The following is a 25,552-nucleotide window of genomic DNA, read 5'->3' as shown; positions in this document are numbered from 1 at the left end:
GTGCGGGTAGGACTCACCGGCGGCGTCGGTTCGGGCAAGAGCACCGTCTCGGCGATCCTGGCCGAGCTCGGGGCGGTGGTCATCGACGCCGACGTCCTGGCCCGCGAGGTGGTCGAGCGCGGCACACCCGGCCTGGAGCAGGTCGTGGCGGCCTTCGGGTCCGAGCTGCTCACCGCCGACGGTGACCTCGACCGGCCCCGGATGGGCGCGCTGGTCTTCGGCGATCCCGCGAAGCGGAGGCTGCTCGAGTCGATCGTGCACCCGCTGGTCTTCGAGCGGTACGCCGCGCTGGAGGCCGCCGCCGGTCCCGACGACCTCGTCGTCCACGACATCCCGTTGCTCGCCGAGTCGGGCCGGGCGGGTCGGGCGGGCGAGGAGGGTGGGTTCGACGCCGTGGTCGTGGTCGACGTCCCCGACGAGATCCGGATCGAGCGGGTGGTGCGCGACCGCGGCTGGACCCGCGCGGACGCCGAGTCGCGGATCGCCGCCCAGGCCACCCGTGAGCAGCGCCTGGCCGTCGCGACCCACGTCGTCGACAACAGCGGCACCCTCGACGAGCTCCGTGCCCGGGTCGAGGCGGTCCACGCCGAGCTCACCGCCTCTTGAGCGGGCCGGTGCGGGGTCGGCTGCTCGTCCTCGTCGGCATCGTCGTCCTGGCCCTCAACCTGCGGCCGGCGGCGGTCAGCGTCGGCCCGGTGCTCGACGACGTCCGCGGCGGGCTCGGGATGTCGGGCACCGGGGCCGGGATCCTCACCGCACTCCCGGTGGTGGCGTTCGCGCTCTTCGGCGCGCTGGCCCCCCGGCTGGCGGAGCGGCTCGGCACGCACCGGCTGACCGCCCTGGCCCTGGGCTGCGTCGCCGTCGGACTCCTCGCGCGCAGCCGGGTCGACGACGTCGTCGCGTTCCTGCTGCTGTCGTTGCTGGCCCTGGCCGGGATGGCCACTGCGAACGTCGTCCTGCCGTCGCTGGTGAAGCAGCACTTCCCGGAGCGGGTCGGCACCCTGACCGCGGTCTACTCGACCGCGCTCGCCGTCGGCATCACCGGCTCCTCGATCCTCACCGTCCCGATCAGCGAGTCCGTCGGCGGAGCCGACGGCTGGCGCACCGGGCTCGCGGCCTGGGCGGTGCTGGCCGGGATCTCGCTGCTGCCGTGGCTGGCGCTGCTGGGCCGCGACCGCGACCGCGCGCCGGTCGTGCCGGGCGAGCGGATCCCGCTCGCCGCCGTGGGCCGTACGCGCCTCGGCCGGCTGATGGCGGCGCTGTTCGCGCTGCAGTCGCTCCAGGCCTACGCGGTCTTCGGCTGGTTCGCCGACGTCTACCGCGACGCGGGCTTCTCGAGCGGGTCGGCGGGCCTGCTGCTCGGCGTCATCACCGGCACCAGCATCCCGCTGTCGTTCCTGGTCCCGTCGCTCGCCGGCCGGATGACGAACGTGGCGCCGCTCGTGCTCGCCCTCGGCGCCTGCTACCCGGTGGGCTACCTCGGCCTGATCCTCGCCCCCGGCGAGGGCGCGGTCGTGTGGGCGCTGTTCGTCGGCACCGGCACCTCGACGTTCCCGCTCGTGCTCACCCTCATCGGCCTGCGCGCCCGCACGGAGGCGGGCACGGCGTCCCTGTCGGCCTACACCCAGTCGGTCGGCTACCTGTTCTCCGCCGTCGGCCCGTTCGGGGTCGGGGTGCTGCACGACGTCAGCGGCAGCTGGACGCTGCCGCTGGTCGCGCTCACCGTGCTCGTCGTCCCGCTGGTGCTCTGCGGCCTCGCGGTCTCCCGGCCGACCTACCTGGAGGACGAGCTCACAGCACGCGCGTCATGAACGTGCTGTGCGGGTCGGGCCGGTAGCCGGCGAACGGCGGGCACTCCGCGAAGCCGTGCCGGGCGTAGAGCCGGCGGGCCGGGGCGAAGAAGTCCTGGCTGCCGGTCTCCAGGCTGACCCGCCGGTAGCCGCGCGCGCGAGCCTCGCCGAGCACGTGCTCGAGGAGCCGGGCGCCGATGCCCTCGCCGGTCCGGTGCGTCGCCGTCCGCATCGACTTGAGCTCGGCGTGCTCGTCGTCGAGCCGCTTGAGCGCGGCGCACCCGACGAGCTCGTCGCCGTCGTGCGCCGTCCAGAGGAGCACCCCGGCCGCCCGCAGCCCGGCCAGGTCGAGGGCGTGGGTCGACTCCGGCGGGGACGTCGCCCGCAGCTGGGCGAGGTGTGCCTCGAGGAACGCGACCACGCCGGTACCGGTCAGGTCGTCGAGGGCGATCCGCACGCCGGCCAGCCTAGTGCCCGGACATGACGCCGGACATGAGCCGGACATGACGCCGGCCCGCCGTACTCGATCTACGGCGGGCCGGCGGACAACGGTGGAGCGGGCTCAGGCGGCGAGGTCGGGGTCGCCCAGCCGGCGCAGCTTCTGCAGCGCCTCCCGCTCGAGCTGGCGCACCCGCTCGGCGGAGATGCCGTGCTTGGCGCCGATGTCGGCGAGCTTGTGCTGACGGCCGTCGGTGAGGCCGTAGCGGGAGCGGATGATGTCGGCCGCCCGCTCGTCGAGCGACCCGACGAGCGTGTTGAGCCGGTCGCGGGACTCGACGTCGAGCACCGTCAGGTCGGGCGACGGGGACGTCTCCTGGGCCATCAGGTCGCCCAGCGAGGTGTCGCCGTCCTCGTCGACGGGGGTGTCGAGGCTGACGTGCTCGCGACCCCAGGCCATCAGGTCCAGGACCCGCTCGACGGAGAGGCCGAGCTCGACGGCGATCTCGGCCGGCTCGGGGTCACGGCCGAGCTGGCGCTCGAGGGTGCGGCGGGCGCCGCCGACCTGGTTGAGCTCCTCCACGACGTGCACGGGGAGCCGGACGACGCGGGCCTGCTGCGCGATGCCACGGGTGATCGCCTGGCGCACCCACCAGGTGGCGTAGGTGGAGAACTTGTAGCCCTTCGTGTAGTCGAACTTCTCGACCGCACGGATCAGGCCGGTGTTGCCCTCCTGGATGAGGTCGAGCATCGGCATCTGCGCCCGGCCGTACTTGCGGGCGATCGAGACGACCAGCCGCAGGTTCGCGGTGATGAACGTGTCGACGGCCTTGCGGCCCTCCTCGGCGAGCCACTCGAGCTCCTCCTGGGTGGCTCGCATGGGGGCGCCGCCCTTGCGGCGTCCGACCCGGCCCTCGGCCAGGAGGGCCTCGGCCATCAGGCCGGCCTCGATGGTCTTGGACAGCTCGACCTCCATGGCGGCGTCGAGCAGCGGGTTGCGGGCGATCTCGTCGAGGTAGAGACCGACGCTGTCGCGGCCTTCGATCTCGCGCGAGACTCCGCCGGTCTTCGTTGCGGTCCGAGCTGCCATGGGGGACCCTCCTTCGATTCTGCGGTCGACCTTGCGACCACGTCTTGACCAACGTTCGCGGGGGGAGGTGGATTCCCACTTCACCCCGAAGGCTCGATAGGCCTTCGTCATCAAGGACGTACCGGATCGGTGCAGAGTTGCCAGTCGGAGCAGATCTCAGGGACTTCTCAGGGCGCCGGGTGAAACGTTCAGGCTGCGGGGCTCGCAGGGGCCTCCGCGAGGCCCATCGTGTCCAGGATCCACGCGAGGGTGAAGGCACGGTCCTTCCAGGCCTGGTAACGCCCGCTGACGCCCCCGTGCCCGGCCGCCATCTCCACACGGAGCAGCACGTCGGGCTCGACCGCGCGCTCGCGGAGCCGCGCCACCCACTTCGCGGGTTCCACGTAGAGCACCCGGGTGTCCTGGAACGACGTCTCGGCGAGGATCCGCGGGTACCGCTGGGCGGCCACGTTGTCGTACGGCGCGTACGCCGCGATCGTCGCGTAGGCGTCGGGGTCGTCCTCCGGGTTGCCCCACTCGTCGTACTCGGTGACGGTCAGGGGCAGGGTCGCGTCCAGCATGGTCGTCAGGTTGTCGACGAAGGGCACCCCCGCCACCAGGCCGGCGAACGCGTCCGGCGCCTGGTTGGCGACCGCGCCGATGAGCAGCCCGCCGGCGCTCGCGCCCTCGCCGACGAGCCGGTCGGCCGTCGTCCAGCCCTCGGCGACGAGGTGCCGGGCGCAGGCGGCGAAGTCGGCGAAGGTGTTCTGCTTGTGGTCGAGCTTGCCGGCGTCGTACCAGCGGCGCCCCATCTCGCCGCCGCCGCGCACGTGCGCGATCGCGAACGCCGCGCCGCGGTCGAGCAGCGAGAGGCGGGCGATGGAGAACGCCGGGTCGATCGAGGTCTCGTAGGCGCCGTAGGCGTACAGGTGCAGCGGCACGGGCTCGCCCGCGGCCCGTGCGTCGCGGCGCACGACCAGCGAGATCGGGACCGGCTCGCCGTCGTCGCCGGCGGCCCAGAGCCGGTGCTCCTCGTAGTCGGCGGGGTCGTAGCCACCGAGGACCGGGGCGCGCTTGAGCAGCGTGAGCTCGCGGGTGCGGACGTCGTAGTCGTAGACCGACGACGGCACCGCCATGGTCACGTAGCCCAGGCGGACGGTGGGCTGCTCGAAGCGCGGGTTGCCGCCGGAGCCGACGGTGTAGACCTCGTGGTCGAACTCGACGAGGTAGTCGTCGGAGACCCCCTGCCCGGCCGCTGAGTCACCGAGCTCGAGGATCCGCAGCTGGGTGAGCCCGTTGCTGCGCTGGTGGACGACGAGGTGGCCGGCGAAGGCGTCGACGTCCTCGAGCCGGACGGCGGGGTCGTGCGCGACCAGCGGCACCCACCCGTCGCGCGGCGTCGGCTCGGGCGGGGCCACGGCGAGCTCGAAGTCGGGCCCGGTGGCGTTGTGGAGCACCAGGAACCGGTCCTCTCCGGCGAGGACGGCGTGCTCGACGGAGTACTCCACGCCCTCGGCCCGCGGCGCGAAGCACCGGAAGCCGAGCTCGGGGGCGTCGGCGTCGAGCAGGTGGTACTCCGACGTCGTCTTCGAGCCGCTCGCGATCACGAGGTAGCGGTCGCTGCGGGTGCGGCCGCACCCGACCCAGAACCGGCCGTCGGTCTCGTGGAAGACCAGCTCGTCGGCGTCCTGGGCGGTGCCGAGGCGGTGCCGCCAGATCTTGTCGGCGCGCCAGGCGTCGTCGACGGTCGTGTAGTAGAGGTGCTCGCCGGCGCGGTCCCAGGTGGCGCCGCCGAGGGCGCCCTCGATGACGTCGTCGAGCAGGTCGCCGGTGTCGACGTCCTTGACGCGGATCGTGTAGCGCTCGTCGCCGACGACGTCGGTGGCGTAGGCCAGCAGCCGGCTGTCGGGGCTCATGGCCGACCCGCCGAGGGAGAAGAACTCGTGGCCCTCGGCGAGGACGTCGAGGTCGAGCAGCACCTCCTCGCCGGGCAGGGCCGGCTGGTCGGGCGCGGCGTCCTCGGCGGGCTGCGGCGGGGTCCAGTCGTCGGGACCGGTGATCGGGACACGGCACGACGCGCCGTACTCGCGCCCCGCGAAGGACCGGCCGTAGTACCAGTGCTCGCGACCGCGGGTCGGTACCGACAGGTCGGTCTCGCGGGTGCGGGCCTTGATCTCGCCGAAGAGCCGGTCGCGCAGGTCGGCCAGGTGGGCGGTGCGGTCGGCGGTGAAGGCGTTCTCGGCCTCCAGGTGCGCGACGACCTCGGCGGAGTCCTTGGCGCGCAGCCAGTCGTAGTCGTCGACCCGGGTGTGACCGTGGTGCTCGGTGGTGACCGGGCGGCGTGCGGGCACGGGTGGGGCCACGGGTGCGGAGACGGGTGGCACGGGCGGGACGTCGGGCATGTCGCGAACGGTAGCCAAGTGGCAGAGTCGCAGCGTGAGCGACCTGACCCTGCACCACGACACCGGCCGCAGCACGGAGGCGCTGGTGGGCCGGCTGCAGCACCGCCGGTTCCTCCACGAGCACGCGGACCTCGACGCCGCGCACGCCGCCGCGACCGCCCACGTCGAGCGGACCGCCGACCGTGGCCGCCTGCTCGAGGTGCGCGACGGCGACGAGCACGCCGGCGAGGTGTGGGTGGTCTCGCGCGGCGACGAGATCGCCGTCGTCGACCTCACCCTGGTGCGGGCCGAGCACGCCGTCGGCACCCGCGCCCTGCTCGAGGAGCTCGGCCGGGCCGAGTCGGCCGCGCGCCTGACCGTGACGGTCTCGCCCGGCGACCCGGTCGCGACCGCCCTCGTCGAGGGTGGCGGGTTCGAGCTCGCGGCGACCCAGATGCTGCTCGACCTGGACCACCGGCTCCCGGCCGAGCCGGTCGTCGTCCTCGAGCCGATGGACGAGGTCGCCTTCGCCGGCTGGGAGGCCGACGAGCTCGAGAACTACGCCCAGGAGCGGGCGCGCACGGGGGAGTCGCTCGAGCGGGCCCGCGAGGTCTCCCGGGAGCAGCACGCCGAGCTGCTCCCGGACGGCGTCGCGAGCGAGCACCACCACTTCTTCGTCGGCCGGGTGAGGGGTGACGACGGCTGGTCCACGGTCGGCACGCTGTGGCTCAGCACCGAGCGGCCGATGGCCTTCGTCTACGACGTCGCCGTCCACGAGGCGCACCGCCGCCGGGGCCACGGCGCCGGGCTGATGCGCGCCGGCGCGCTCTGGGCGCAGGAGCACGGTGCGCACGCCCTGGGCCTGAACGTGTTCGGCCACAACCACGCGGCCCGGGCGCTCTACGACAAGCTCGGCTACCACGTGACCGAGGAGTTCCTGGGCAAGCGGCTGTGACCGTCGACCTCAACGCGGACCTCGGCGAGGAGGTCACCGACGACGCCGCCCTGCTCGCCGTCGTCACCAGCGCGAACGTCGCCTGCGGCTACCACGCCGGCACCGAGGCGATCATGCGCGCGGTCTGCGCGCAGGCGGTCGAGCGCGGCGTCGCGGTCGGTGCCCAGGTGTCGTACGCCGACCGGGCCGGGTTCGGGCGGGTGGCGCTGGACGTCGCCGGCGAGGTGCTGCGCGAGCAGGTGGCCGACCAGGTCGGCGTCCTCACCGCGATCGCCCGGGCGGCCGGCACCGACGTCCGCTACGTCAAGGCGCACGGTGCGCTCTACCACCGCACGATGGACGACGAGGAGCAGGCGGCCGCCGTCCTGGCCGGCTCCGGCGCGCTGCCGGTGCTCGGGATGCCCGGGGTGCTCCTCGACCGGGCCGCGGCGGCGGGCCGGCGGGTCGTGCTCGAGGGCTTCCCCGACCGGGGGTACGGCGCCGACGGGCGCCTGCTGCCGCGCGACCGCCCCGGCGCCCTGGTCACCGATGGCGCCACGGTGGCGGCCCGGGCCGTCGAGCTCGCCGGTCCGCCGGCACCCCGGCGGCCGGTGGCCTCGGTGTGCGTCCACGGCGACAGCCCGGACGCCGTCGCGCACGCCGTGGCCTGCCGCACCGCGCTCGAGGCGGCCGGGCACACGCTGGCCCCGTTCGCCTGACCCTGGACACCGACGGTCCGGATCGACATCGTGAGGGTCATGCGTCGCACCCTCGGAACCATCGCCGCCCTGCTCCTCGCCGTCGGGCTCGTCCCCGGCTCGGCCACCTCCTCGGTCGGGGCGGAGCCCGGTCCCGCTCCCGGGCTCACCCGGTGGAAGCCGGTCCCCGTCGACACCGACCAGCAGCTGCGGGGGCTCGACGCCGTCAGCGGCCGGGTCGCGTGGGTGGGCGGGAGCGAGGGCGGGGTGTGGCGCACCACCGACGGCGGCACGACCTGGCAGGACGTCAGCCCGCCCGGCGCCGACGGGCTGCTGTTCCGCGACGTCGAGGCCGCCGACGCGCGGACCGCGCTCGCGATGACCATCGGGGAGGGCGGCGACAGCCGGATCTACCGGACCGACGACGCCGGCCGCACCTGGACCAGGACCTTCGTCAACCGTGACCCCAGGGCGTTCTACGACTGCCTCGCGATGTGGCCCGGCGACCGTCGCGGCCTCGCGATGAGCGACCCGGTCAACGGCCGGTTCCGGATCCTGTCGACCACCGACGGCGGCCGCTCGTGGCAGGTCCTGCCCCGGGCCGGGATGCCCCGCGCCGAGGGCGAGTTCGGCTTCGCCGCCAGCGGCACCTGCCTGGTGACCGCCGGGCGGCACCGCGCCTACCTCGCCTCCGGCGGCGCCCGGGCCCGCGTGTTCGCGACGCGCGACGACGGCCGCACGTGGCGCGCGACCGACTCGACCCTGCCGGCGTCCGAGGCCGGGGGCGTCTTCTCGCTGGCCTTCCGCGGCCCCGGCGTCGGGGTCGCCGTCGGCGGCGACTTCGAGGTCGAGGACGACGGCGTCGACCGCGCGGCCTACACCCGGGACGGCGGTCGCTCCTGGACCAACGCCGGCGACCTGTCCGGCTACCGCTCCGGCGTCGACTTCTGGCGGTCGTGGGTCGTCGCGGTCGGGCCGGACGGCGTCGACGTGTCCCGCGACCGCGGCCGCACCTGGTCGCCGTTCCGGGCCGGTCCGGCCGGCGGCTACGACAGCGTCCAGTGCGTGCCGGCCGCCTGTTGGGCCTCCGGGCCGGCCGGCGCGGTCGCGCGCCTCGTCGTGCGGACCGGGCAGCCGGCCTAGACCACCCGACGTCCTCGTCCACAGGGGCGGGCCGTTCCTGTGGACGACGGGACGGGTGTGGTGGAGAACCGACCGTTTCCTGTGGAGGGTCCTGTGGGACCGCGACATCGTCGGAACCGGTTCCTGCCACCCCCTTGCGGGAGACCGTCGCCGCCCCGTAGAACTCTCCCTACCGAAGCCGAGAGAACCCGCGAGGGGGACCGGAGCGGAGGGGATCGGCAGGCACGAAGACCCACACCACGAGCACGCTCGCGGCGTCGGACCGGTGACGGGGACGACGGGGTCGGAGAGTCCGCAGGTCGCCCGGCACGTCACCTCGCCAGGCACCCCGAGGGCCTCGTGAAGCTCATACCTCCACGAGGCCCTCACCCTTTTTCCCACACCACCGCGGCGGCGGCACGGACCGGCGGTGGCCGGATCGTGAACACTCTCCCCATGCGCCCGGCCACGACCCTGCTCCCGGTCGGACCGACCGCGCTGCTGGCCGAGGTCGCCGACGCCGGGCAGGCGCTGTCCCTGGCCCTGTTCGCCCGCGCCGCGGCCGTGCCTGCGGTCGAGGTGGTGCCGGCGGCCACGACGGTGCTCTTCGACGGCCTCGCCGGCCCCGAGGACGTCGCCGCGGTGCACCGCCTGGTCGCGCTGTGGACCCCGGGCGCGCCCGTGGCTGACGGCGACCTGGTCGAGCTGCCGACGACGTACGACGGCGCCGACCTCGACGACGTGGCGGAGCGGTGGGGCACCGACCGCGACGGCGTGGTCGCGCGGCACGCGGGGACGACGTTCGTCTCGGCGTTCTGCGGCTTCGCGCCCGGCTTCGCCTACCTCGACGGGCTCGCGGCCGACCTGGCCGTGCCCCGGCTCGACACGCCCCGGACCCGGGTGCCGGCGGGCTCGGTGGGGCTGGCCGGAGCCTGGTGCGGCGTCTACCCGACCGGCTCACCCGGGGGCTGGCGGCTGCTCGGCCGCACCGACGCCGTCCTGTGGGACCCCGCGCGGTCCGGCGGCCGGGGCGACCGGGGACCGGCGCTGCTCGCGCCCGGCACGCGGGTCAGGTTCGTGCCGGCATGAGGGCCTGGGAGGTCCTCGACGTCGGCGGCCTCGTCACCGTGCAGGACGCCGGCCGGCCGGGTCTCGCGCACCTCGGCGTCCCGCGGGCGGGCTGGCTCGACGCGCCCGCGGCGCGGCACGCGCACCGGCTGGTCGGCAACGACGACCGGCCGGCGACCCGGGCACTGCTCGAGGTCACCCTGGGCGGCCTGCGGCTCCGGTCCACGGCGTCGCGCTGGGTCGCGGTGACCGGAGCCGCGTGCACGGTGAGCGTCGACGGCGCCGCCCGCGCCCACGGACGTCCCGAGTGGCTCCCGGCCGGGGCGGAGCTGCGGCTGGGGCCGGCCACGACCGGGGTCCGCTCCTACCTCGCCGTCGCGGGCGGTCTCGACGTCGAGCCGGTCCTCGGCTCCCGCTCGACCGACACGCTCGCGTGGGTCGGCCCGCCCCTCGTCACCGCGGGCACGGTGCTCGCGCTGGGGGAGCCGGCGGGGCCGCCGGTCCCGGTCGACGTCCCGGCCGTGGTGCGGCCGGGTCCGCTGCGGGTACGGCCCGGGCCGCGGGCCGACTGGTTCGCCGCCGACGCGCTCGACCGGCTGTGCGCGACGTCGTACGTCGCCGCCCCGGCCTCCGACCGGGTCGGCCTGCGGCTGGCCGCGGACTCCGCGCTGGAGCGGGTCCGACCCGGCGAGCTGGCCAGCGAGGGGATGGTGCTCGGCGCCGTGCAGGTCCCGCCGGACGGGCGTCCCGTCGTGCTGCTCGCCGACCACCCGACCACCGGCGGCTACCCGGTCCTGGCGGTCGTCGAGCGCGACGACCTGGCCCGCTGCGCCCAGGTGCGACCGGGCGGTGCCGTGCGCTTCGTGAGGGTGCCCTAAGTTGGCGCGGTGCCGGAGACCGGGTGGGGCGTCGTCCGCCGCGCGTTGCGTCGCAACCGGCGGCGGCTGAGCCCGTACGTCGCGCTGCTCGTCTCGTGGCAGGTGTGCGAGGCGCTGGTGCCGGTCGTGATCGGCCTGACCATCGACCACGGCGTGGCGACCGGCGACGGGTCGGTCTTCCTGGCCTGGGCGGCCGGGCTGTGCGTGCTGTTCGCGGTGCTGAGCTACAGCTACCGGTTCGGGGCGCGGTTCGGGGTGCGCGCCATCGAGGGCGAGGTCCACGAGCTGCGCTCGGAGGTCGCCGCGCACGCGCTCGACGCCCGGGGGCTGCGCACCGACCGGCTCTCGGGCGAGACGCTGTCGTTGGCGACCTCCGACGCCGAGGAGGTGGGCTACGCGCTGCGGATGGTCGGCTACGCGGCCGGCTCGCTCGTCGCGGTCGGCATCGCCGCCGTCGTCCTGCTGCGCACCGACCTGCTGCTCGGCCTGGTCATCCTCTGCGGGCTGCCGCTGTGCCTGGCCGTGACGCAGGTGGCCACGCCCCGGATCGGGCGCCGCAGCCGGGTCCAGCAGGAGCGCACGGCCACCTCCGCCGGGCTCGCCGTCGACCTGGTGCGCGGGCTGCGGGTGCTCCAGGGCATCGGCGGGCAGTCGGCCGGGGCCGCCCGCTACCGGGTGGCCAGCGGCGAGGCCCGCGACGCCGCGGTGCACGTCGCCGGGGCCCGGGCCGCGCTGGCGGGCCTGGCGCAGGTGCTCAGCGGCCTGTTCCTCGCCGTGGTCACCCTCCTCGCCGGGCGGCTGGCGCTCGAGGGCGAGATCTCGGTCGGTGAGCTGATCGCGATCGTCGGGCTGACCCAGTTCCTCGCCGAGCCGATCGCGATCCTCGCCGACATGAGCGCCCAGCTCGCCTCCGCCGTCGCCTCGGGCCGACGCATCGTCGACTTCCTGGCCGCGCCGCACCTGCCGGCCGGCGCCGCCGACCCGGCCGGCGCGACGGCCCACGGCGTGACGGTGAGCCTGGCCGGCGTCGCGCACGGCTCGCTGCGCGGCCTCGACCTGCACTCGCCGCCGGGGGAGCTCCTCGGCGTCGCCGTGGCCGACCCGGCCGACGCCCAGGCGCTGGTCCGGCTGCTCGCCGGCGACGCGCACCCGGACGACGTCGTCGGCGACGTCCGCCTGGGCGGCACGCCGCTGGGCGACCTCGACGTCGGCGCGCGCCGGGGCACGCTCGTCGTGGTGCCGCACCGCGTCGACCTGTTCGAGGGCACCCTGCGCAGCAACGTCGACCCCTGGGGCCGCCTCGACGACGAGGCCCTGGCCCGGGTGCTGGTCGCCTCCGCCGCCGACGAGGTCCTCGCGCTGCGTCCCGGCGGGCTCGACGAGCCGGTGTCGGCCTCGGCCACCACCTACTCCGGCGGCCAGCGCCAGCGCGTCGCCGTCGCCCGCGCGCTCGCCGCCGACGCCCCGGTCCTGGTGCTGCACGACCCGACCACGGCCGTCGACCCCGTCACCGAGCAGCGCGTCGCGGCCGGCATCCACGACCTGCGCGGCCCCAACGCCGGCGCCCTCACCACCTGGCTGGTCACGTGCAGCCCCACCCTGCTCGCCCGCACCGACCGGGTCGTCCTGGTCCGCGAGGGTCGCGTGGTGCTCGAGGGCACCCACCACGACCTGCTGGCGCACGAGACCTACCGGGCGACGGTGCTCCGATGAGGCTCCGATGAGGCTCCGATGATCCTGCCGATCGCACCGGCCCGCGAGTCCTGGCACGTCTCGCGCGGCTACCTGGGCCGCCACCGCGGCGTCCTGGCGCTGGCCGCGGCAGCCTTCGCCGTCGTCGGACTGGCCCAGCTGGGCGGCCCCTGGCTGATGGGCCGCACCGTCGACGCCGTCCTCGACGACGCCGCGCCCGCGACGATCACCCGCTACGCCGTCGGCATCGCCGTCGCCGGGCTGCTGGTCGGTCTGGCCACCTGGGTCGCGGAGTCGCTGCTGGCCCGCGCCGTCCAACCGGCCCTCGCGGCGCTGCGCGAGGACGTCGTCGACCGGGCCCTGCACCTCGACCACGGCGTCGTCGAGGACGCCGGCGTCGGCGACGTCGTCAGCCGGGTCGGCGACGACGTCCGCGCGATCGGCCGGTCGCTGGACCTGGTGGTGCCCACCGTCGTCGGGTCGGCGATCGCGGTGCTGTTCACCGTGGCCGGCCTGGTCGCGCTCGACTGGCGGCTCGGCCTCGCCGGGCTCGTGGCCGGGCCGGCGTACTGGCTCTCGCTGCGCTGGTACCTGCCGCGCTCGGGGCCCTACTACCAGCGGGAGCGGGTCGCCCAGGGGGCGCGGGCCGAGGCCCTGGTCACCGGGCTCCAGGGTGCCGCCACGCTGCGGGCCTACGGGCTGCAGGACCGGCAGGTCGGTCGGATCCGTGAGGCGTCGTGGGCCGCGGTCCAGATCACCCTCGACGTCTTCGGCCTGCTGATGCGCTTCGGTGCCCGCAACAACCGGGCCGAGCTGGTGGGCCTGCTCGCGGTGCTCGGCACCGGGTTCCTGCTGGTGCGCTCGGACGCCGCCACCGTCGGCGAGGTCACCGCGGCGGCGCTGTTCTTCCACCGCCTCTTCAACCCGATCGGCGCGCTCATCTTCCTCTTCGACGAGGTGCAGTCGGCCGGGGCGTCGCTGACCCGGCTGGTCGGCGTCGTGCTGGTGCCGCGCGCGGTGGAGCCCGCCGACACGGACCTCGAGCCCGGTCCGCTCACCGTGCGGGGGCTCACCCACTCCTACGTCGCCGAGCACCCGGTGGTGCGCGAGGTCGACCTCACCGTGGCGCCCGGGGAGCGGGTCGCGCTGGTCGGCGCCAGCGGCGCCGGCAAGACGACGCTGGGTGCGGTGGCGGCCGGCGTCCTCGACCCGACGCGCGGCGAGGTGCGGGTGGCCGGGACGCCGCTCGCCGATCTCGGCCGGACCCGGCTGCGCCGGTGCGTGGCGATGGTCAGCCAGGAGGTCCACGACTTCTCCGCCACCCTGCGCGACGCCGTCCTCCTGGCCGACCCCGGTGCCGACGACGCGCGGGTGCGTGCCGCCCTGGAGACCGTGCTGGCGTGGGGGTGGGTCGTGGCCCTGCCCGACGGGCTCGACACGGTCGTCGGCGAGCACGGCCACGCCCTGACCCCCACCCAGTCGCAGCAGGTCGCGCTGGCCCGCGTGGCGCTCCTCGACCCGTGGTTCGTCGTCCTCGACGAGGCGACGGCCGAGGCCGGCTCCTCCGGTGCCCGCGAGCTCGAGACGGCCGCGCTCGCCGTCACCGAGGGCCGCGGCGCCCTCGTCATCGCCCACCGGCTCAGCCAGGCCGCGGTCGCCGACCGGGTGCTGGTGATGGACGACGGCCGGATCGTCGAGCAGGGCACGCACGACGAGCTGGTCGCCGCCGGCGGCCGGTACGCCGACCTGTGGTCGGCCTGGTCGGGCTGACCCGGGTCCGGGCGGGGCTCAGACCCGCTTGATCAGCTCGACCGACGCCTCGACCGGCTCGAAGCCCATCAGCTCGTTGATGGAGACCATGTAGCCGTTCGTCTCGGCGTTCTGGGTGACGATCCGGCGCATCTCGGGGTGCGCCTCCTGCACGGTGCGCAGGTTGGCCGCCTTGACGGCGAGGCCGAGCCGGCGTCCCCGGTGCTCGCGGTGCACGAAGGTGCCCCACTGCGAGGCGTCCGTGCGCCCGCCGGCGGGCGGGACCGAGATGGTCGACTGCGCCGCGACGGTGCCGTCGGGGGCGACCGCGACGGTCTCGTAGATGCGGCGCCCGGCTGCGACCAGCGACCGCTGGTTCTCGCGGTACCGCTCGGGGGTGATCAGCTCCTCCTCCCACTCGGCCTCGCCGGTGGGCGCGTCGACGGACAGCTGGCCCAGGAGCACGCACAGCGACGGGACGAGGTCGTCGGGCACCTCGTTGAGGTAGGTCTCGAGGCGGTAGCCGTCGTGCCGGGGTGCGGCCTGCCCGGCCCAGGCCTCCAGGTCGTGGGTGGCGACCGGCAGCGCGAGGTGGCGCACGATCTCGACGTTGGACAGCGTGAAGCCGGCCGCCTCGGCGAAGCGTCGGGCGCGGTGGCTGGTGACCTCGTCGAAGGGCAGCTTCACCTCGGCGAGCAGGTCGGTGCGGCCCTCCGCGACGGCGAGCGCGCACACGGCGTCCAGCATCTCGCGGCCCAGGCCGCGCCCCTGCTCGGCGGGCTCGACGGCGACGCCGAGCCAGCACTTCTCGGTGTTGTCGAGCAGCGGCATGAACAGCACCGCACCGGCGACCATCCGGCCGCCCTCGGTGCCGCCCAGCAGGACCGCCTTCTCGCCGGGGTCGGGGAGACGCCAGACGGCGGCCATCTCCGGCCACGACCAGTGCGGCATCGTCTCGCGGCCGACCATCACGGCCCGTCGCTCGAGGTCGTAGGACGCGCGCAGGGCGAGGTCGCTGGTCACGTCGACGGGTGAGATCTCCACACCCCGACGCTACGGCGCGACGGGCTCCTCGGCCACCGGGTTCTCGGGCACCCAGAGCCGCAGCGCCGGGTCGTCCAGGGCATAGGACCGCACCGGGCCGGGGGGAGTCTCGGCGGTCTCGAAGCGGACCGTGACGACACCACGGCCCGACCCCCACACCCAGCCCCGGCCCATCTCGTCGTGGACGACGTCGAGGCCGGGTGCGTAGACCACCCGGCGGGTGCTCGGCGCCTCGGGCAGGTCGAGCGGCTCGGGCTCCTCCTCGGTCTCCCCGAACAGGTCGTCCTGGATCCAGTCGGCGAGGCCGGAGACGCCGACGCCGAGGAGCCGGACGCCGCCGGAGGTGTCGAGGTCGGTGAGCAGCCGGCGGGCCAGCCGGGCCACCACGGCGGTGCTGTCGGTCGGTTCGGGCAGCGTGGTGGAGCGGCTGAGCGTGGTGAAGTCGTGCAGCCGCACCTTGATGGTCACCGTGCGCCCGGCGAGCCCGTGCCTGCGCAGCCGGGTCGCGACCTCCCCGGCCTGCCGGGTGAGCAGGCCCTCCATCAGTCTGCGGTCGGTCAGGTCGGTCTCGTAGGTGCCCTCCGAGCTGACCGACTTCGCCTCGCGCTCGGCCACGACCGGCCGGTCGTCGTGGGCGCGGGCGAGCGCGTGCAGCCCGGCGCCGTGCGCCTTGCCGACCAGCCCGACCAGGTCGTCGAGACCGGCCGCCTCGATGTCGGCGACGGTGAGGATCCCGGCGCGGCGCAGCCGCTCGGCGGTCGCGGGACCGACGCCGGGGATGACGGTGGCGCTCATCGGGCGCAGCAGGTCGCGCTCGGTGCCCGGCGGGACGACGGTCAGCCCGTCGGGCTTGTCGAGCTCGCTGGCCACCTTGGCGATGAACTTCGACGTCCCGACGCCCACCGACGCCGTCAGCCCGCCGGTGACCTCGGTGACCCGTCCGCGCAGCCGCTCGGCGTACGCCGTCACGGTGGCGACGTCGAGGTCGGGCAGGTCGGCCGGGTCGGCCTGCGCGAGGTCGACGAACGCCTCGTCGAGCGAGAGCGGCTCCACGAGCGGGGAGACGGTCCGCAGCAGCGTCATCACCTGGTGGCTGGCCTCGCGGTAGGCGTGGAACCGCCCGGACAGGAAGGCCGCGTGCCCGCACCGCGAGCGCGCCTCCCGGGTCGACATCGCCGAGCGGACGCCGAAGACCCGGGCCTCGTACGACGCCGTCGACACCACGCCCCGCCCGCCGGTGCCGCCGACGACGACCGGCTTGCCGCGCAGCGAGGGCTTGTCGCGCTGCTCGACCGAGGCGAAGAAGGCATCCAGGTCCAGGTGGAGGACCGACGCCGTGTTCCGCACGCCGCCGAACGTACCTCCGCCCGGCCGGTGCGGTGCCGGGCAGGTACTAGGACCACCGGACATCTGGGAAGCGCGACCGCCGCTGGCCTTGACTGGGGGCGCCGAGGGGACGGCCAGCCGCCGTCCGCCACCCACCCGAAGGAGCCCCCATGACCACCAGGATCCGCACGGCCACCGCGACCGCCGTCGTCACCGCCGCCCTCCTGACCCCGCTCGCCGCGGGGAGCCCGGCGCACGCCGGGGACGACGACGACCGGGTCGAGCGCAGCGGCAGCTGCTCCGACGGGGCGCGGTGGAAGATCAAGGCCAAGCAGGACGACGGCCGGATCGAGGTCGAGGCCGAGATCGACAGCAACCAGGCGGGTCAGCGCTGGACCTGGACGCTGCGGCACGACGGTGGTCGGGCGGCGAGCGGCACCTCGCGCACCACGGCCCGCAGCGGCTCGTTCGAGGTCGAGCGGAAGGTCGTCGACCAGGCCGGCCAGGACACCTTCGTCCTCCGAGCCCGGCACGCCGGCCAGCGGTGCGTCGCCCGCGTCACCTACTGAGGCGGCATGATCCTCCGGAGATGACGCGACTCGCCAGCACGGTGCGGAGCCCGGTGGCCCAGTTCCTGGCTGCCGGGCTCCTCGTGCTGGTCGTCCTGCTGGCCGTGACGAACGCCCTCGCCGGCCGGGCGGCGCGCGAGGAGGCCCTCGCCGACGCCGGCGCCACCACCGAGGTGCTGGCCCGGTCGGTGGCCGAGCGCTCCCTCCCACGCGGTCTCGTCGACGGCGAGCCCGGGGCCGTCGACCGCTTCGACCACCAGATGCGGACCCGGCTCGTCACCGACCAGGTGCGACGGGTGAAGATCTGGAACCGCGACGGTCGGATCGTGTGGTCCGACGAGGCCCGGCTGTTCGGCGAGGACTTCGACCTCGACGAGGAGGAGCTCGACGTGCTCGACCACGGCGGCACCGACGCCGAGGTCTCCGACCTCGCCGACCCCGAGAACCGCTACGAGCGCGACGGCGGGAGCCTGGTCGAGGTCTACACGCGCATCGAGTCGCCCGAGGGCGAGCCGCTGCTGTTCGAGGCGTACTTCGACGCCGACCAGATCGACGACCGCCAGGCCGAGCTCGTCGCGCCGTTCCGCACGATCACGGTGGGCTCCCTGCTCCTCGTGCTCGTGCTCGCCACGTCGCTGCTGTGGGTGCTGACCCGGCGTCTCACCCGGGCTGCCGTCGAGCGTGAGCGGCTGCTGGTCGCGGCCGTCGACGCCTCGGACGCCGAGCGGCGCCGGATCGCGCGCGACCTGCACGACGGCGTCGTCCAGGACCTGGCCGGGACGTCGTTCGCGCTGTCCGCGCTGGCCCGGCGCCCCGGCGACCCGGGCGAGCGCGCGCAGCTGCTGGACGCGACCACGAGCCTGCGGTCGAGCATGCGCAGCCTGCGCTCGCTGCTCGTCGAGATCCACCCGCCCGGGCTGGGCGCCGACGACCTGGAGGCCGCCCTGCACGACCTCACCGCCGGCGCCGCGGACCTCGGTGTCGAGGTCGCCGTCTCCGTCGCGGCCCTCGGCGGCGTCCCCGACGACACCGTGGCGCTGGTCTGGCGGGTCGCGCAGGAGGCCACCCGCAACGCGCTGCGCCACGCGCAGGCCCGACGTCTCGAGGTCACCGTCACCCGCGCCGGCGCCGGCGAGGTGGTGCTCACCGTCGTCGACGACGGCACCGGGTTCGACCCCGCCGCCGCCGGTGACGGCTCGTTCGGCCTGCGCGGACTGGCGAGCCTGGCCCGCGACCACGGGGGTCGGCTCGAGGTCGCGTCGTCGGTCGGGTCGGGCACGACGGTGCGGCTCGAGGTGGGCACGTGAGCGGGCTCGGGCGCGCGGTGGTGCGGGTCGTCCTGGTCGACGACCACGCGGTGGTCCGGGGCGGGCTGGCCCAGCTGCTCGGCGCGGTCGACGACATCGAGGTCGTCGGCCAGGCCGCGACCGGGGCTGAGGCCCTCTCCGTGGTCGCGGAGGTCGCGCCGGACGTCGTCCTGATGGACCTGCAGATGCCCGACGTCGACGGCGTGACCGCGACGCGCCTGATCCTCGCCGAACACCCCGTCACCCAGGTGCTGGTGCTCACGTCGTACTCCGACGCCGAGCGCATCGTCGCCGCCCTCGACGCCGGGGCCGTCGGCTACCTGCTCAAGGACGCCGACCCCGACGACCTGATCGAGGGCGTGCGTGCCGTCAGCCGGGGGGAGTCGCCGATCCACCCCCGGGCGGCGCGGTCCCTCCTCACCGCCCGGGCGCAGGGCCCGGGCCGGCCGGGACGGGTCGAGCTCACCCCCCGGGAGACCGAGGTGCTCGCGCTCGTGCGCGACGGGCTGGCCAACAAGCAGATCGCCCGCCGCCTCGGCATCACCGAGCGGACGGTCAAGGCGCACCTCACCTCGGCGTTCGCCCGCATCGGCGTCCAGGACCGGACCCAGGCGGCCCTGTGGGCCGAGCGCAACCACGTGAGATGACCACGTCCCCGGGCCTCGGCCTGTGGAGGAGACCGTCGTCCACAGGCCGTCGACGGCCCGGCACGCGCCCGCCCCCGCAGGAGCGACCGTGTCCCATGACCCCGGACCCCTCGACCCCGACCACCCGCACCACGCTCACCGCCCGCACCCCCGAGGACCTGCTGGCGGCCGCCGCCGTCGTCCTCGGGTTCTGGCCGACCGAGTCGGTGGTGCTGCTGACGCTCGACGCGCGGCACCGCTTCCACGCGCGGGTCGACCTGCCGCCGCCCGACGACCCGGCTGCGCTGGCCGAGGTGGCCGACTCGCTCGTGCGTCCCGCCGCCCGCCACGGGGCCGGCCGGGTGGTCCTGCTGCTCTACGCCGACGACGGCCGGGCGGCCGCGGCGGCGTGGACGGCGCTGCGCGACGCCTTCGCCCGCACGGCCGTGGTGGTCGTCGAGGCGTTCCGGGTCGCACCCGACCGCTGGTACCCGCTGCTCGCGCGCGACCCGGCTGCCCGCACGACGGGGGTGGCCTACAGCACCGACGGGCTGGCCACCCACCCGTTCCTGGCGCACGCCGTCCTCGACGGGCGGGTCACGCACGGGTCGCGCGACGACCTGGCCGCCACCCTCGCGCCCGACCCGGACGGCGTGGCGGCCGTCGGTGCCCACCTCGCCCCGGTCGGCGACGACCTCGCCGAGGGCGCGTGGGCCGAGGCCCTCGTGCGCGGCCACCTCGACGCCGCCACGTGCTGCAGCGACCCCGAGGCCGCGCGGCTGCTCCGCGGGATGCGGTCGCGCCGGGTGCGTGACGCGGCGTGGTCCGCGATCGCCCCCGGGAGTGCGCGGGCGGCCGTCGTCCTGCTGAGCGACCTCGTGCGGCGCAGCCCGTCCCACCTGCGCTCCGCTCCCGCCGCGCTGCTCGGCTGGGCCGCCTGGCAGGCCGGTGACGGCGCGCTCGCGTGGTGCGCCGTCGACCGGTGCCGCGAGGTCGACCCCGGGTGCTCGCTGGCCGACCTGGTGGCCGAGGCGCTCGAGCGCGCGGTCCCGCCGACGGCCTGGTCGGCGTCCGGGCGCGACCTCGACGGGAGGGAGGGCCTGGACTCGGCCTGAGAGCCGAGCCCGGGTGGCCCTATTGTCTGGCCATGGGCGAAGAGGTCGACCTCCAGGAGTTCACCCCCGCGGACCGCACCCGGCACCGCGAGAAGGTGCGTCGGTGCCTCGACGTCTTCGCACGGATGCTGCGCGAGGCGGCGTTCGACACCGACGACCCGATGACCGGGCTCGAGGTCGAGCTCAACCTCGTCGACGAGGTCGGCGACCCGGCCCTGCGCAACGCCGAGGCGCTGGCCGCGATCGCCGACCCCGACTTCCAGACCGAGCTCGGCCAGTTCAACATCGAGATCAACGTGCCGCCCGCCAAGCTGCGCGAGGGCGGTCTGGAGACCTTCGAGGAGAACCTGCGTCGCAGCCTCAACGACGCCGAGGAGAAGTCGGCCGCGGTCGGCGCGCACCTGGTGATGATCGGTGTGCTGCCGACGCTGGCCGAGGGCCACATGGGCATGCACAGCATCAGCGCCAACCCGCGCTACAAGCTGCTCAGCGAGCAGATCCTGCACGCGCGCGGCGAGGACCTGATCATCTCGGTCAAGGGCGGCAGCGGTGCCGGCGCGGAGTCGCTGGAGACGACGTCCGACTCGATCGTCCCCGAGGCCGCGTGCACCAGCACCCAGCTGCACGTGCAGACCTCGCCCGACCAGTTCGCGGCGTACTGGAACGCCTCCCAGGCGATCTCGGCCATCCAGCTCGCGGTCGGCGCCAACTCGCCGTACCTCCTCGGCCGGCAGCTGTGGCGCGAGACCCGGATCCCGCTGTTCGAGCAGGCCACCGACACCCGCGGCGAGGAGCTCAAGGCCCAGGGCGTGCGTCCCCGGGTCTGGTTCGGGGAGCGCTGGGTGACGTCGGTCTTCGACCTCTTCGAGGAGAACGTGCGCTGGTTCTCGGCGCTGCTGCCGATCACCGACGACGAGGACCCGCTCGCCGTCCTCGAGGCCGGCGGCACGCCGTCGCTGTCCGAGCTGCGGCTCCACAACGGCACCATCTACCGCTGGAACCGACCCGTCTACGACATCAACAACGGCGTGCCGCACCTGCGCGTCGAGAACCGGGTCCTCGCCGCCGGCCCGACGGTCGCCGACACGATGGCCAACGCCGCGCTGTACTTCGGGCTGGTCCGGGCGCTCGCCGAGAGCGAGCGGCCGCTGTGGTCGCAGATGTCGTTCAGCGCCGCCGAGGAGAACTTCCACGTCGCCGCCCAGCACGGCATCGACGCCCAGGTCTACTGGCCCGGCGTCGGCCAGGTGCCCGCGACCGAGCTGGTGCTGCGCCGGCTGCTGCCGCTGGCCCACGAGGGCCTGGCGTCGTGGGGGGTCGAGGCCGAGACGGCCGACCGGCTGCTCGGGATCATCGAGCAGCGCTGCCTGCTCCGCACCAACGGCGCCGAGTGGTTCGTCGACTCGATGCGCGCGCGGGCGACGTCGGGCAGCGACCGGTTCGACGACCTCCGGGCCACGCTGCTGGAGTACCGCGAGCGGATGCACACCAACGAGCCGGTGCACACCTGGTCGTGAGCGTCGTGGGGGTCACGCGCCGTCCGGGTCGGCGCCGGGGCCGTCGGGGGTCCGCAGCCGGGACCAGCTGCGACCGACGCCGGTGGAGGGGTCGCGCCAGCTGCGGCGGGTGACGACGACCATCGGCAGCGGCCGGGCGAGCTCGCCCGCCGCGCACCGGGCCGCGGCCAGCCAGGCGAGGTCGACGTCGAGGGCCTGCGCCGGCCCGCAGCGGGCCAGCCACACCACCGGCGCGGTGCCGGGACGGTCGACGGCGCGCAGCATCGCCTCGACCATGTCGGTACGCAGCGCGTGGTCGAGCCGGCCCACCCGGCGGCCGAGCTCGATCGCGGTGGACACCGCGCCCGGCACGCCGACGTGCACGCTGGGCGGGTAGGCCCGCCGGGGCTCGTCGACGACCTGGCGGACGACGGCGCGCCGCAGCTGCTCGCGCAGGTCGCGGGGGACCGGTTCGAGGATCGCGCTGGCGGACGGCGGCAGCATCGAGCCAGCGTTCCACGGTGACGACACGTCCACCGCGACCCTCCACAGGGTGCCCTGAGGGCCGTGGGCGGTATAGCCTGCCCGACATGTCGACCGTGGTCGTGGGATACGTGCCCAAGCCCGAGGGTGAAGCCGCCCTCGACAAGGCCATCGAGGAGGCACGCCTGCGGGGTTCCGACCTCGTGGTCGTCCACTCCTACCGGGCCCACGGCGACGAGGGGGAGCCGGACCTCGCCGACGCGCGCGCCAAGCTCGACGCCTCCGGCGTCGGCTACGACCTCCGCCAGCTCGTCCGCGGGCTGGAGGCCTCCGAGGACCTCGTGAGCGTGGCGGCGTCCAGCCAGGCCGACCTGATCGTCATCGGGCTGCGCCGCCGCACCCCGGTCGGCAAGCTGATCCTGGGTTCCAACGCCCAGCGGGTGCTGCTCGACGCGCACTGCCCCGTGCTCGCCGTCAAGGCCTGACCGGGTCGTCGAGGCCGTCGGCCGATGGTCCGGACCTACCCCGAGGGCGTCACCTGCTGGGTCGACACCCGGCAGGCCGACGTCGACGCCGCCCTGGAGTTCTACGGCGGCCTGTTCGGCTGGTCGTTCACGGACGCCATGCCCCCCGACGCACCGGGCCGCTACGTGATCGCCACGCTCGACGGGCAGGACGTCGCAGCGATCGCCGGCCCGGACGACGGTGATGCTGCGCCGACCTGGTCCACCTACGTCGCGGTCGACGACTGCGACGCCGCCACCGAGCGGCTCGCGGGCCTCGGGGCCGTGGTGGTCGAGCCGCCCGCGGACGCCGGCCCGGGCGGCCGGACGTCGACGGTCCGCGACCCCGAGGGTGCCGAGCTGCGCTTGTGGCAGGCCCGCGCCCGGCTCGGCGCGCAGCTCGTGAACGCGCCCGGCGCCTGGAGCTCCAGCGACCTGGCGTCGGCCGACGTGGCGGCGGCGACCGCGTTCTACACAGCCGCCTTCGGGTGGCGCATCGTCGACCAGGGCCGGTCGACCTCGATCCAGGTGCCGGGGCACGGTGACCACCTCGACGCGACGGTCGACCCCGACATCCGCACCCGTCGGGCCTCGGCACCCGACGGGTTCGAGGACGTCATCGGCGCGATCGTCGACCTGTCTGACGACGACGTCCCGCACTGGCGGGTGACCTTCACCGTCGCCGACCGCGACGCGTCGGCGGCCACCGTCGAGCGGCTCGGCGGGACGGTCCTGTCCACCTACGAGGACGAGTGGGTCCGCGCCGTGGTGGTGCGCGACCCGGCGGGCGCGGTCCTCACCCTGGGTCAGCTCGCCCCCGCCGACCGGTGAGCGTCCCGGGCTCCGACCCCTGGTTGGCTGCCGAGACCGCGCGGTTGCTCGGGTTCGGCGCCGGCGCACGGCACCGTGACGGCGGCTTCGGCTGGCTCGACGACGACGGCGTCCTCGACCCCGCCCGGCCCCGCGCGCTGTGGATCACCGCCCGGATGACCCACGTGTACGGGCTAGCGACCCTGCTCGGCGTCCCCGGCGCGGCCGCGCTGGCCGACCACGGCGTCGAGGCGCTGGCCGGCGTCTTCCACGACGACGCGCACGGCGGCTGGTGGGCCGGCCTCGACGCCGACGGTGCGCCGACGACGCGCGACAAGACCGCCTACGAGCACGCGTTCGTCGTGCTGGCCGCGTCCTCGGCCGAGGCGGCCGGGCGGCCCGGCGCCGGCGAGGTGCTCGACGAGGCGCTCCAGGTCCTCGACCGGTTCGTCGACCACGAGCACGCGATGGTGGCCGAGCAGTGGGACGAGGGGTTCGAGCGCCTCGACGACTACCGCGGCCTGAACGCGACCATGCACGGCGTCGAGGCGCTGCTCGCCGCCGCCGACGTCCGCGACGACGCCGCCCTGCGCGACCTCGCCACCCGGATCACCACCGCCGTCGTCCGCGACCTCGCACCGGCCCACGGGTGGCTGCTTCCCGAGCACTTCACGCCGGGGTGGGAGCCGGTGCTCGACCACCACCGCGACCAGCCCGCCCACCCGTTCCGTCCCTACGGCGCCACCCTCGGCCACTCCCTCGAGTGGGCCCGGCTCGCGCTCCAGGTGCACGCCGGCGCCGGTCCCGACGCGGCGGCCTGGATGGTCGACCACGCCGTCGGGCTGGTCGACACCGCGACCCGTCTCGGGTGGGCGGTCGACGGTGCCGACGGCTTCGTCTACACCGTCGACTGGGACGGCACGCCGGTGGTGCGCGAGCGGATGCACTGGGTCGCCGCCGAGGCGGTCGCGGCCGCCTCGGCGCTGCACCGGGTGACCGGCGACGCCCGGCACCGGGAGCGGTACGACGCCTGGTGGGCGCACGTCGAGGCCTGGTTCGTCGACCGCGACCGGGGCTCGTGGGTGCACGAGCGCTCGCCGTCCGGGGGTGCGAGCACGCTCACCTGGACCGGCAAGCCCGACCTGTACCACGCGGTGCAGGCCACGCTCCTGCCCCGGCTGCCGCTCGCGCCCGCGCTGGCGGCGGCGTTGCGCACCGGCCCTCAGCCGCGCAGCCGGCCCGTCGACAGGCCCCCCGGGCCGAAGACGGGGCCGGTGAGGTAGGCCGCGTCGTGGTCGACGTCCACGCCGCCGGGCAGGAGGAGCTGGTCCTCGAACAGCTCGGAGACCCGGGTCCAGCCACCGTGCCCGTGCCCACCGCGGTGGCCGTGGTGCCCGTGCCGGCCGGACAGCCGGTAGAGCGCACCGACCTCGGCCCAGGGCACGGCGAGCTCCACCGCGAGCCACGACAGCTTGGAGAGGCTGACGGCGTACACGTCGCCGGAGGGGCCGGCCGCGAGGTCGACGACGGAGGTCAGCCCGTCGGCGTGGCGCCGGCAGTCGTCGCCGTACGGGTCCTCGGGGTCGCACACCGCGTCGGTGCTGCCGGCCTCGATCCTCCAGACCTGCGAGGTGCCGGGCGTCGCGGGGAAGCCACGGAGCTCGCCGACGTAGATGTCGCCGCGGCGGTCGACCGCGAGCGAGGTGGCCACCGCCTCCGAGACGACCGGTGTGCCGGCCGGGGGTGTGCCCGGCGGCAGGCCCGCGGGGGTCTCGACGGTGCGCGGACGCAGCCGGGCGACCGTCTCGATCGTGCCGTCCCGGTGCACGCGCAGGACGTCGTTGCCGGCGGCGTCGGCGACCAGGACGGTGCCGTCCCGCAGGGCGAGGACGTCGAAGGGGTTCGAGTCCGCGGGCAGCGACTCCTGGTCGTCGGGGTCCGGGTCGGTCACCTGGTAGGCGGCGATGTCGGCGACCAGCTCCGGCTCGTCGTCACCCCACTGCCACCGGAAGAGCGACGCGGCGCCCGGGACGGGCGGCGCTCCGGGTTCGCCGGCGGCGCCGGTGAGGACGTAGACGGCGCGGCGTCCGGCCGAGATGGCCGGCGCGAAGCCGGTCGACGGCACGCTGGACAGCTCGACGGTGCGGGCCGTGCCGCGTCGGCCCTCCACGACGAGCGAGAACGTGCCGTCCGACTCGGTGACGAGGGTGCGGCCGCGCCCGAGGGCGTCGACGCCGCGTGGGCCGTCGAGGCCCTCGACGACGGACCGCAGGGTCGGGGACCCGTGGTGTGGATGGCCGTGACCGCCGCCGGCGGCGGTTCCGGCTGGCACGGCGGCGAGCGTGGCGGCGCCGAGGACGGCGGTGACGAGGACTGCGGGCAGTGACGGGCGTCGGTGCATGGTGGGTCTCCGTTGACATGACGTCCCCATGGCCACCTCCACTACCTCACACC

Annotated in this window: 24 protein-coding genes; 17 read left to right on the top strand and 7 right to left on the bottom strand. The window is 75.4% G+C overall.

The window, feature by feature from the left end; translation table 11 throughout:
- Together coaE and E4623_RS09855 are read left to right on the top strand one after the other, a co-directional pair.
- Entirely contained in the window at positions 1–606 is a 606-nt protein-coding gene (coaE, locus tag E4623_RS09860) for a dephospho-CoA kinase (RefSeq protein ID WP_134766313.1), read from the top strand.
- 8 nt (positions 607–614) lie between these two features.
- Positions 615–1,811 (top strand): MFS transporter, encoded by a 1,197-nt coding sequence (locus tag E4623_RS09855; protein ID WP_245154989.1) that lies wholly within the window; start codon positions 615–617, stop codon positions 1,809–1,811.
- On the opposite strand, the gene E4623_RS09850 is transcribed toward E4623_RS09855, so the two are convergent.
- The 3 genes from E4623_RS09850 to E4623_RS09840 all read right to left on the bottom strand — a co-directional run bounded on the left by E4623_RS09850 (position 1,792) and on the right by E4623_RS09840 (position 5,699).
- Positions 1,792–2,247, bottom strand: a complete 456-nt coding sequence (locus E4623_RS09850) for a GNAT family N-acetyltransferase (protein WP_134766312.1) — start codon at positions 2,245–2,247, stop codon at positions 1,792–1,794. The genes E4623_RS09855 and E4623_RS09850 overlap by 20 nt on opposite strands.
- Before the next feature lie 105 nt (positions 2,248–2,352).
- On the bottom strand, positions 2,353–3,318 hold the full coding sequence (locus E4623_RS09845; RefSeq protein WP_134766311.1) for a sigma-70 family RNA polymerase sigma factor: 966 nt from the start codon (positions 3,316–3,318) through the stop codon (positions 2,353–2,355).
- A gap of 188 nt (positions 3,319–3,506) precedes the next feature.
- Positions 3,507–5,699 (bottom strand): S9 family peptidase, encoded by a 2,193-nt coding sequence (locus tag E4623_RS09840; RefSeq protein ID WP_134766310.1) that lies wholly within the window; start codon positions 5,697–5,699, stop codon positions 3,507–3,509.
- A 34-nt stretch (positions 5,700–5,733) separates the two neighbouring features.
- On the opposite strand from E4623_RS09840, the gene E4623_RS09835 reads away from it, so the two are divergent.
- The 7 genes from E4623_RS09835 (at position 5,734) to E4623_RS09805 (ending at position 13,840) form a co-directional block, all read left to right on the top strand.
- Positions 5,734–6,633: a GNAT family N-acetyltransferase gene (locus E4623_RS09835; RefSeq protein ID WP_134766309.1), complete on the top strand. Its 900-nt coding sequence runs from the start codon at positions 5,734–5,736 to the stop codon at positions 6,631–6,633.
- Entirely contained in the window at positions 6,630–7,331 is a 702-nt protein-coding gene (locus E4623_RS09830) for a 5-oxoprolinase subunit PxpA (RefSeq protein ID WP_134766308.1), read from the top strand. The genes E4623_RS09835 and E4623_RS09830 overlap by 4 nt, the downstream gene beginning before the upstream one ends.
- Before the next feature lie 39 nt (positions 7,332–7,370).
- Positions 7,371–8,453, top strand: coding sequence for an oxidoreductase (locus E4623_RS09825; RefSeq protein ID WP_209020585.1), 1,083 nt, complete (start codon positions 7,371–7,373; stop codon positions 8,451–8,453).
- A gap of 435 nt (positions 8,454–8,888) precedes the next feature.
- Positions 8,889–9,521, top strand: coding sequence for a carboxyltransferase domain-containing protein (locus tag E4623_RS09820; RefSeq protein WP_134766307.1), 633 nt, complete (start codon positions 8,889–8,891; stop codon positions 9,519–9,521).
- Positions 9,518–10,378 carry a biotin-dependent carboxyltransferase family protein gene (locus tag E4623_RS09815; protein ID WP_134766306.1) on the top strand — a complete coding sequence of 287 codons (861 nt, stop codon included), beginning with the start codon at positions 9,518–9,520 and terminating at the stop codon, positions 10,376–10,378. The genes E4623_RS09820 and E4623_RS09815 overlap by 4 nt, the downstream gene beginning before the upstream one ends.
- 9 nt (positions 10,379–10,387) lie before the next feature.
- Complete coding sequence (locus tag E4623_RS09810) at positions 10,388–12,091, top strand: ABC transporter ATP-binding protein (protein ID WP_134766305.1); 1,704 nt, start codon at positions 10,388–10,390, stop codon at positions 12,089–12,091.
- 18 nt (positions 12,092–12,109) lie between these two features.
- A complete protein-coding gene (locus E4623_RS09805) occupies positions 12,110–13,840 on the top strand; it encodes an ABC transporter ATP-binding protein (protein WP_134766304.1) in 1,731 nt (576 codons plus the stop codon).
- An 18-nt stretch (positions 13,841–13,858) separates the two neighbouring features.
- On the opposite strand, the gene E4623_RS09800 is transcribed toward E4623_RS09805, so the two are convergent.
- Positions 13,859–14,863, bottom strand: coding sequence for a GNAT family N-acetyltransferase (locus E4623_RS09800; protein ID WP_134766303.1), 1,005 nt, complete (start codon positions 14,861–14,863; stop codon positions 13,859–13,861).
- A 9-nt stretch (positions 14,864–14,872) separates the two neighbouring features.
- On the bottom strand, positions 14,873–16,210 hold the full coding sequence (locus tag E4623_RS09795) for a DNA polymerase IV (RefSeq protein WP_134766302.1): 1,338 nt from the start codon (positions 16,208–16,210) through the stop codon (positions 14,873–14,875).
- 149 nt (positions 16,211–16,359) lie between these two features.
- Between E4623_RS09795 and E4623_RS09790 the strand changes: the two genes are divergently transcribed.
- The 5 genes from E4623_RS09790 to E4623_RS09770 all read left to right on the top strand — a co-directional run bounded on the left by E4623_RS09790 (position 16,360) and on the right by E4623_RS09770 (position 21,323).
- Positions 16,360–16,758: a hypothetical protein gene (locus E4623_RS09790; protein ID WP_134766301.1), complete on the top strand. Its 399-nt coding sequence runs from the start codon at positions 16,360–16,362 to the stop codon at positions 16,756–16,758.
- Between the two features lie 20 nt (positions 16,759–16,778).
- The gene (locus E4623_RS09785; RefSeq protein WP_134766300.1) at positions 16,779–18,065 is read left to right on the top strand and encodes a sensor histidine kinase; all 1,287 of its coding nucleotides are present in this window, start codon (positions 16,779–16,781) and stop codon (positions 18,063–18,065) included.
- Positions 18,062–18,712, top strand: coding sequence for a response regulator transcription factor (locus E4623_RS09780; RefSeq protein ID WP_245154988.1), 651 nt, complete (start codon positions 18,062–18,064; stop codon positions 18,710–18,712). The genes E4623_RS09785 and E4623_RS09780 overlap by 4 nt, the downstream gene beginning before the upstream one ends.
- A 95-nt stretch (positions 18,713–18,807) precedes the next feature.
- Positions 18,808–19,806 (top strand): DUF4192 domain-containing protein, encoded by a 999-nt coding sequence (locus E4623_RS09775; RefSeq protein ID WP_167736550.1) that lies wholly within the window; start codon positions 18,808–18,810, stop codon positions 19,804–19,806.
- Positions 19,807–19,838: 32 nt separating this feature from the next.
- Complete coding sequence (locus E4623_RS09770) at positions 19,839–21,323, top strand: glutamate--cysteine ligase (protein ID WP_134766298.1); 1,485 nt, start codon at positions 19,839–19,841, stop codon at positions 21,321–21,323.
- A gap of 12 nt (positions 21,324–21,335) precedes the next feature.
- Here the strand turns inward: E4623_RS09770 and E4623_RS09765 are convergent, their stop codons facing one another.
- Complete coding sequence (locus E4623_RS09765) at positions 21,336–21,806, bottom strand: hypothetical protein (protein WP_134766297.1); 471 nt, start codon at positions 21,804–21,806, stop codon at positions 21,336–21,338.
- A gap of 86 nt (positions 21,807–21,892) precedes the next feature.
- Between E4623_RS09765 and E4623_RS09760 the strand changes: the two genes are divergently transcribed.
- From E4623_RS09760 to E4623_RS09750, 3 genes are read left to right on the top strand one after another with little or no spacing between them, the layout of a single operon-like run.
- Positions 21,893–22,270 carry a universal stress protein gene (locus tag E4623_RS09760; RefSeq protein WP_134766296.1) on the top strand — a complete coding sequence of 126 codons (378 nt, stop codon included), beginning with the start codon at positions 21,893–21,895 and terminating at the stop codon, positions 22,268–22,270.
- Between the two features lie 24 nt (positions 22,271–22,294).
- Positions 22,295–23,119, top strand: coding sequence for a VOC family protein (locus E4623_RS09755; protein WP_134766295.1), 825 nt, complete (start codon positions 22,295–22,297; stop codon positions 23,117–23,119).
- A complete protein-coding gene (locus E4623_RS09750) occupies positions 23,116–24,381 on the top strand; it encodes an AGE family epimerase/isomerase (protein WP_134766294.1) in 1,266 nt (421 codons plus the stop codon). The genes E4623_RS09755 and E4623_RS09750 overlap by 4 nt, the downstream gene beginning before the upstream one ends.
- Here E4623_RS09750 and E4623_RS09745 read toward each other — a convergent pair.
- The gene (locus E4623_RS09745; protein WP_167736549.1) at positions 24,321–25,499 is read right to left on the bottom strand and encodes a ScyD/ScyE family protein; all 1,179 of its coding nucleotides are present in this window, start codon (positions 25,497–25,499) and stop codon (positions 24,321–24,323) included. The two genes, E4623_RS09750 and E4623_RS09745, sit on opposite strands and share 61 nt — an antisense overlap.
- Positions 25,500–25,552: the final 53 nt, after the last annotated feature.

Source organism: Nocardioides sp. 1609 (assembly GCF_004522105.1).
Lineage (GTDB): Bacteria > Actinomycetota > Actinomycetes > Propionibacteriales > Nocardioidaceae > Nocardioides.
This window is presented reverse-complemented; position numbering and strand designations above follow the sequence as displayed.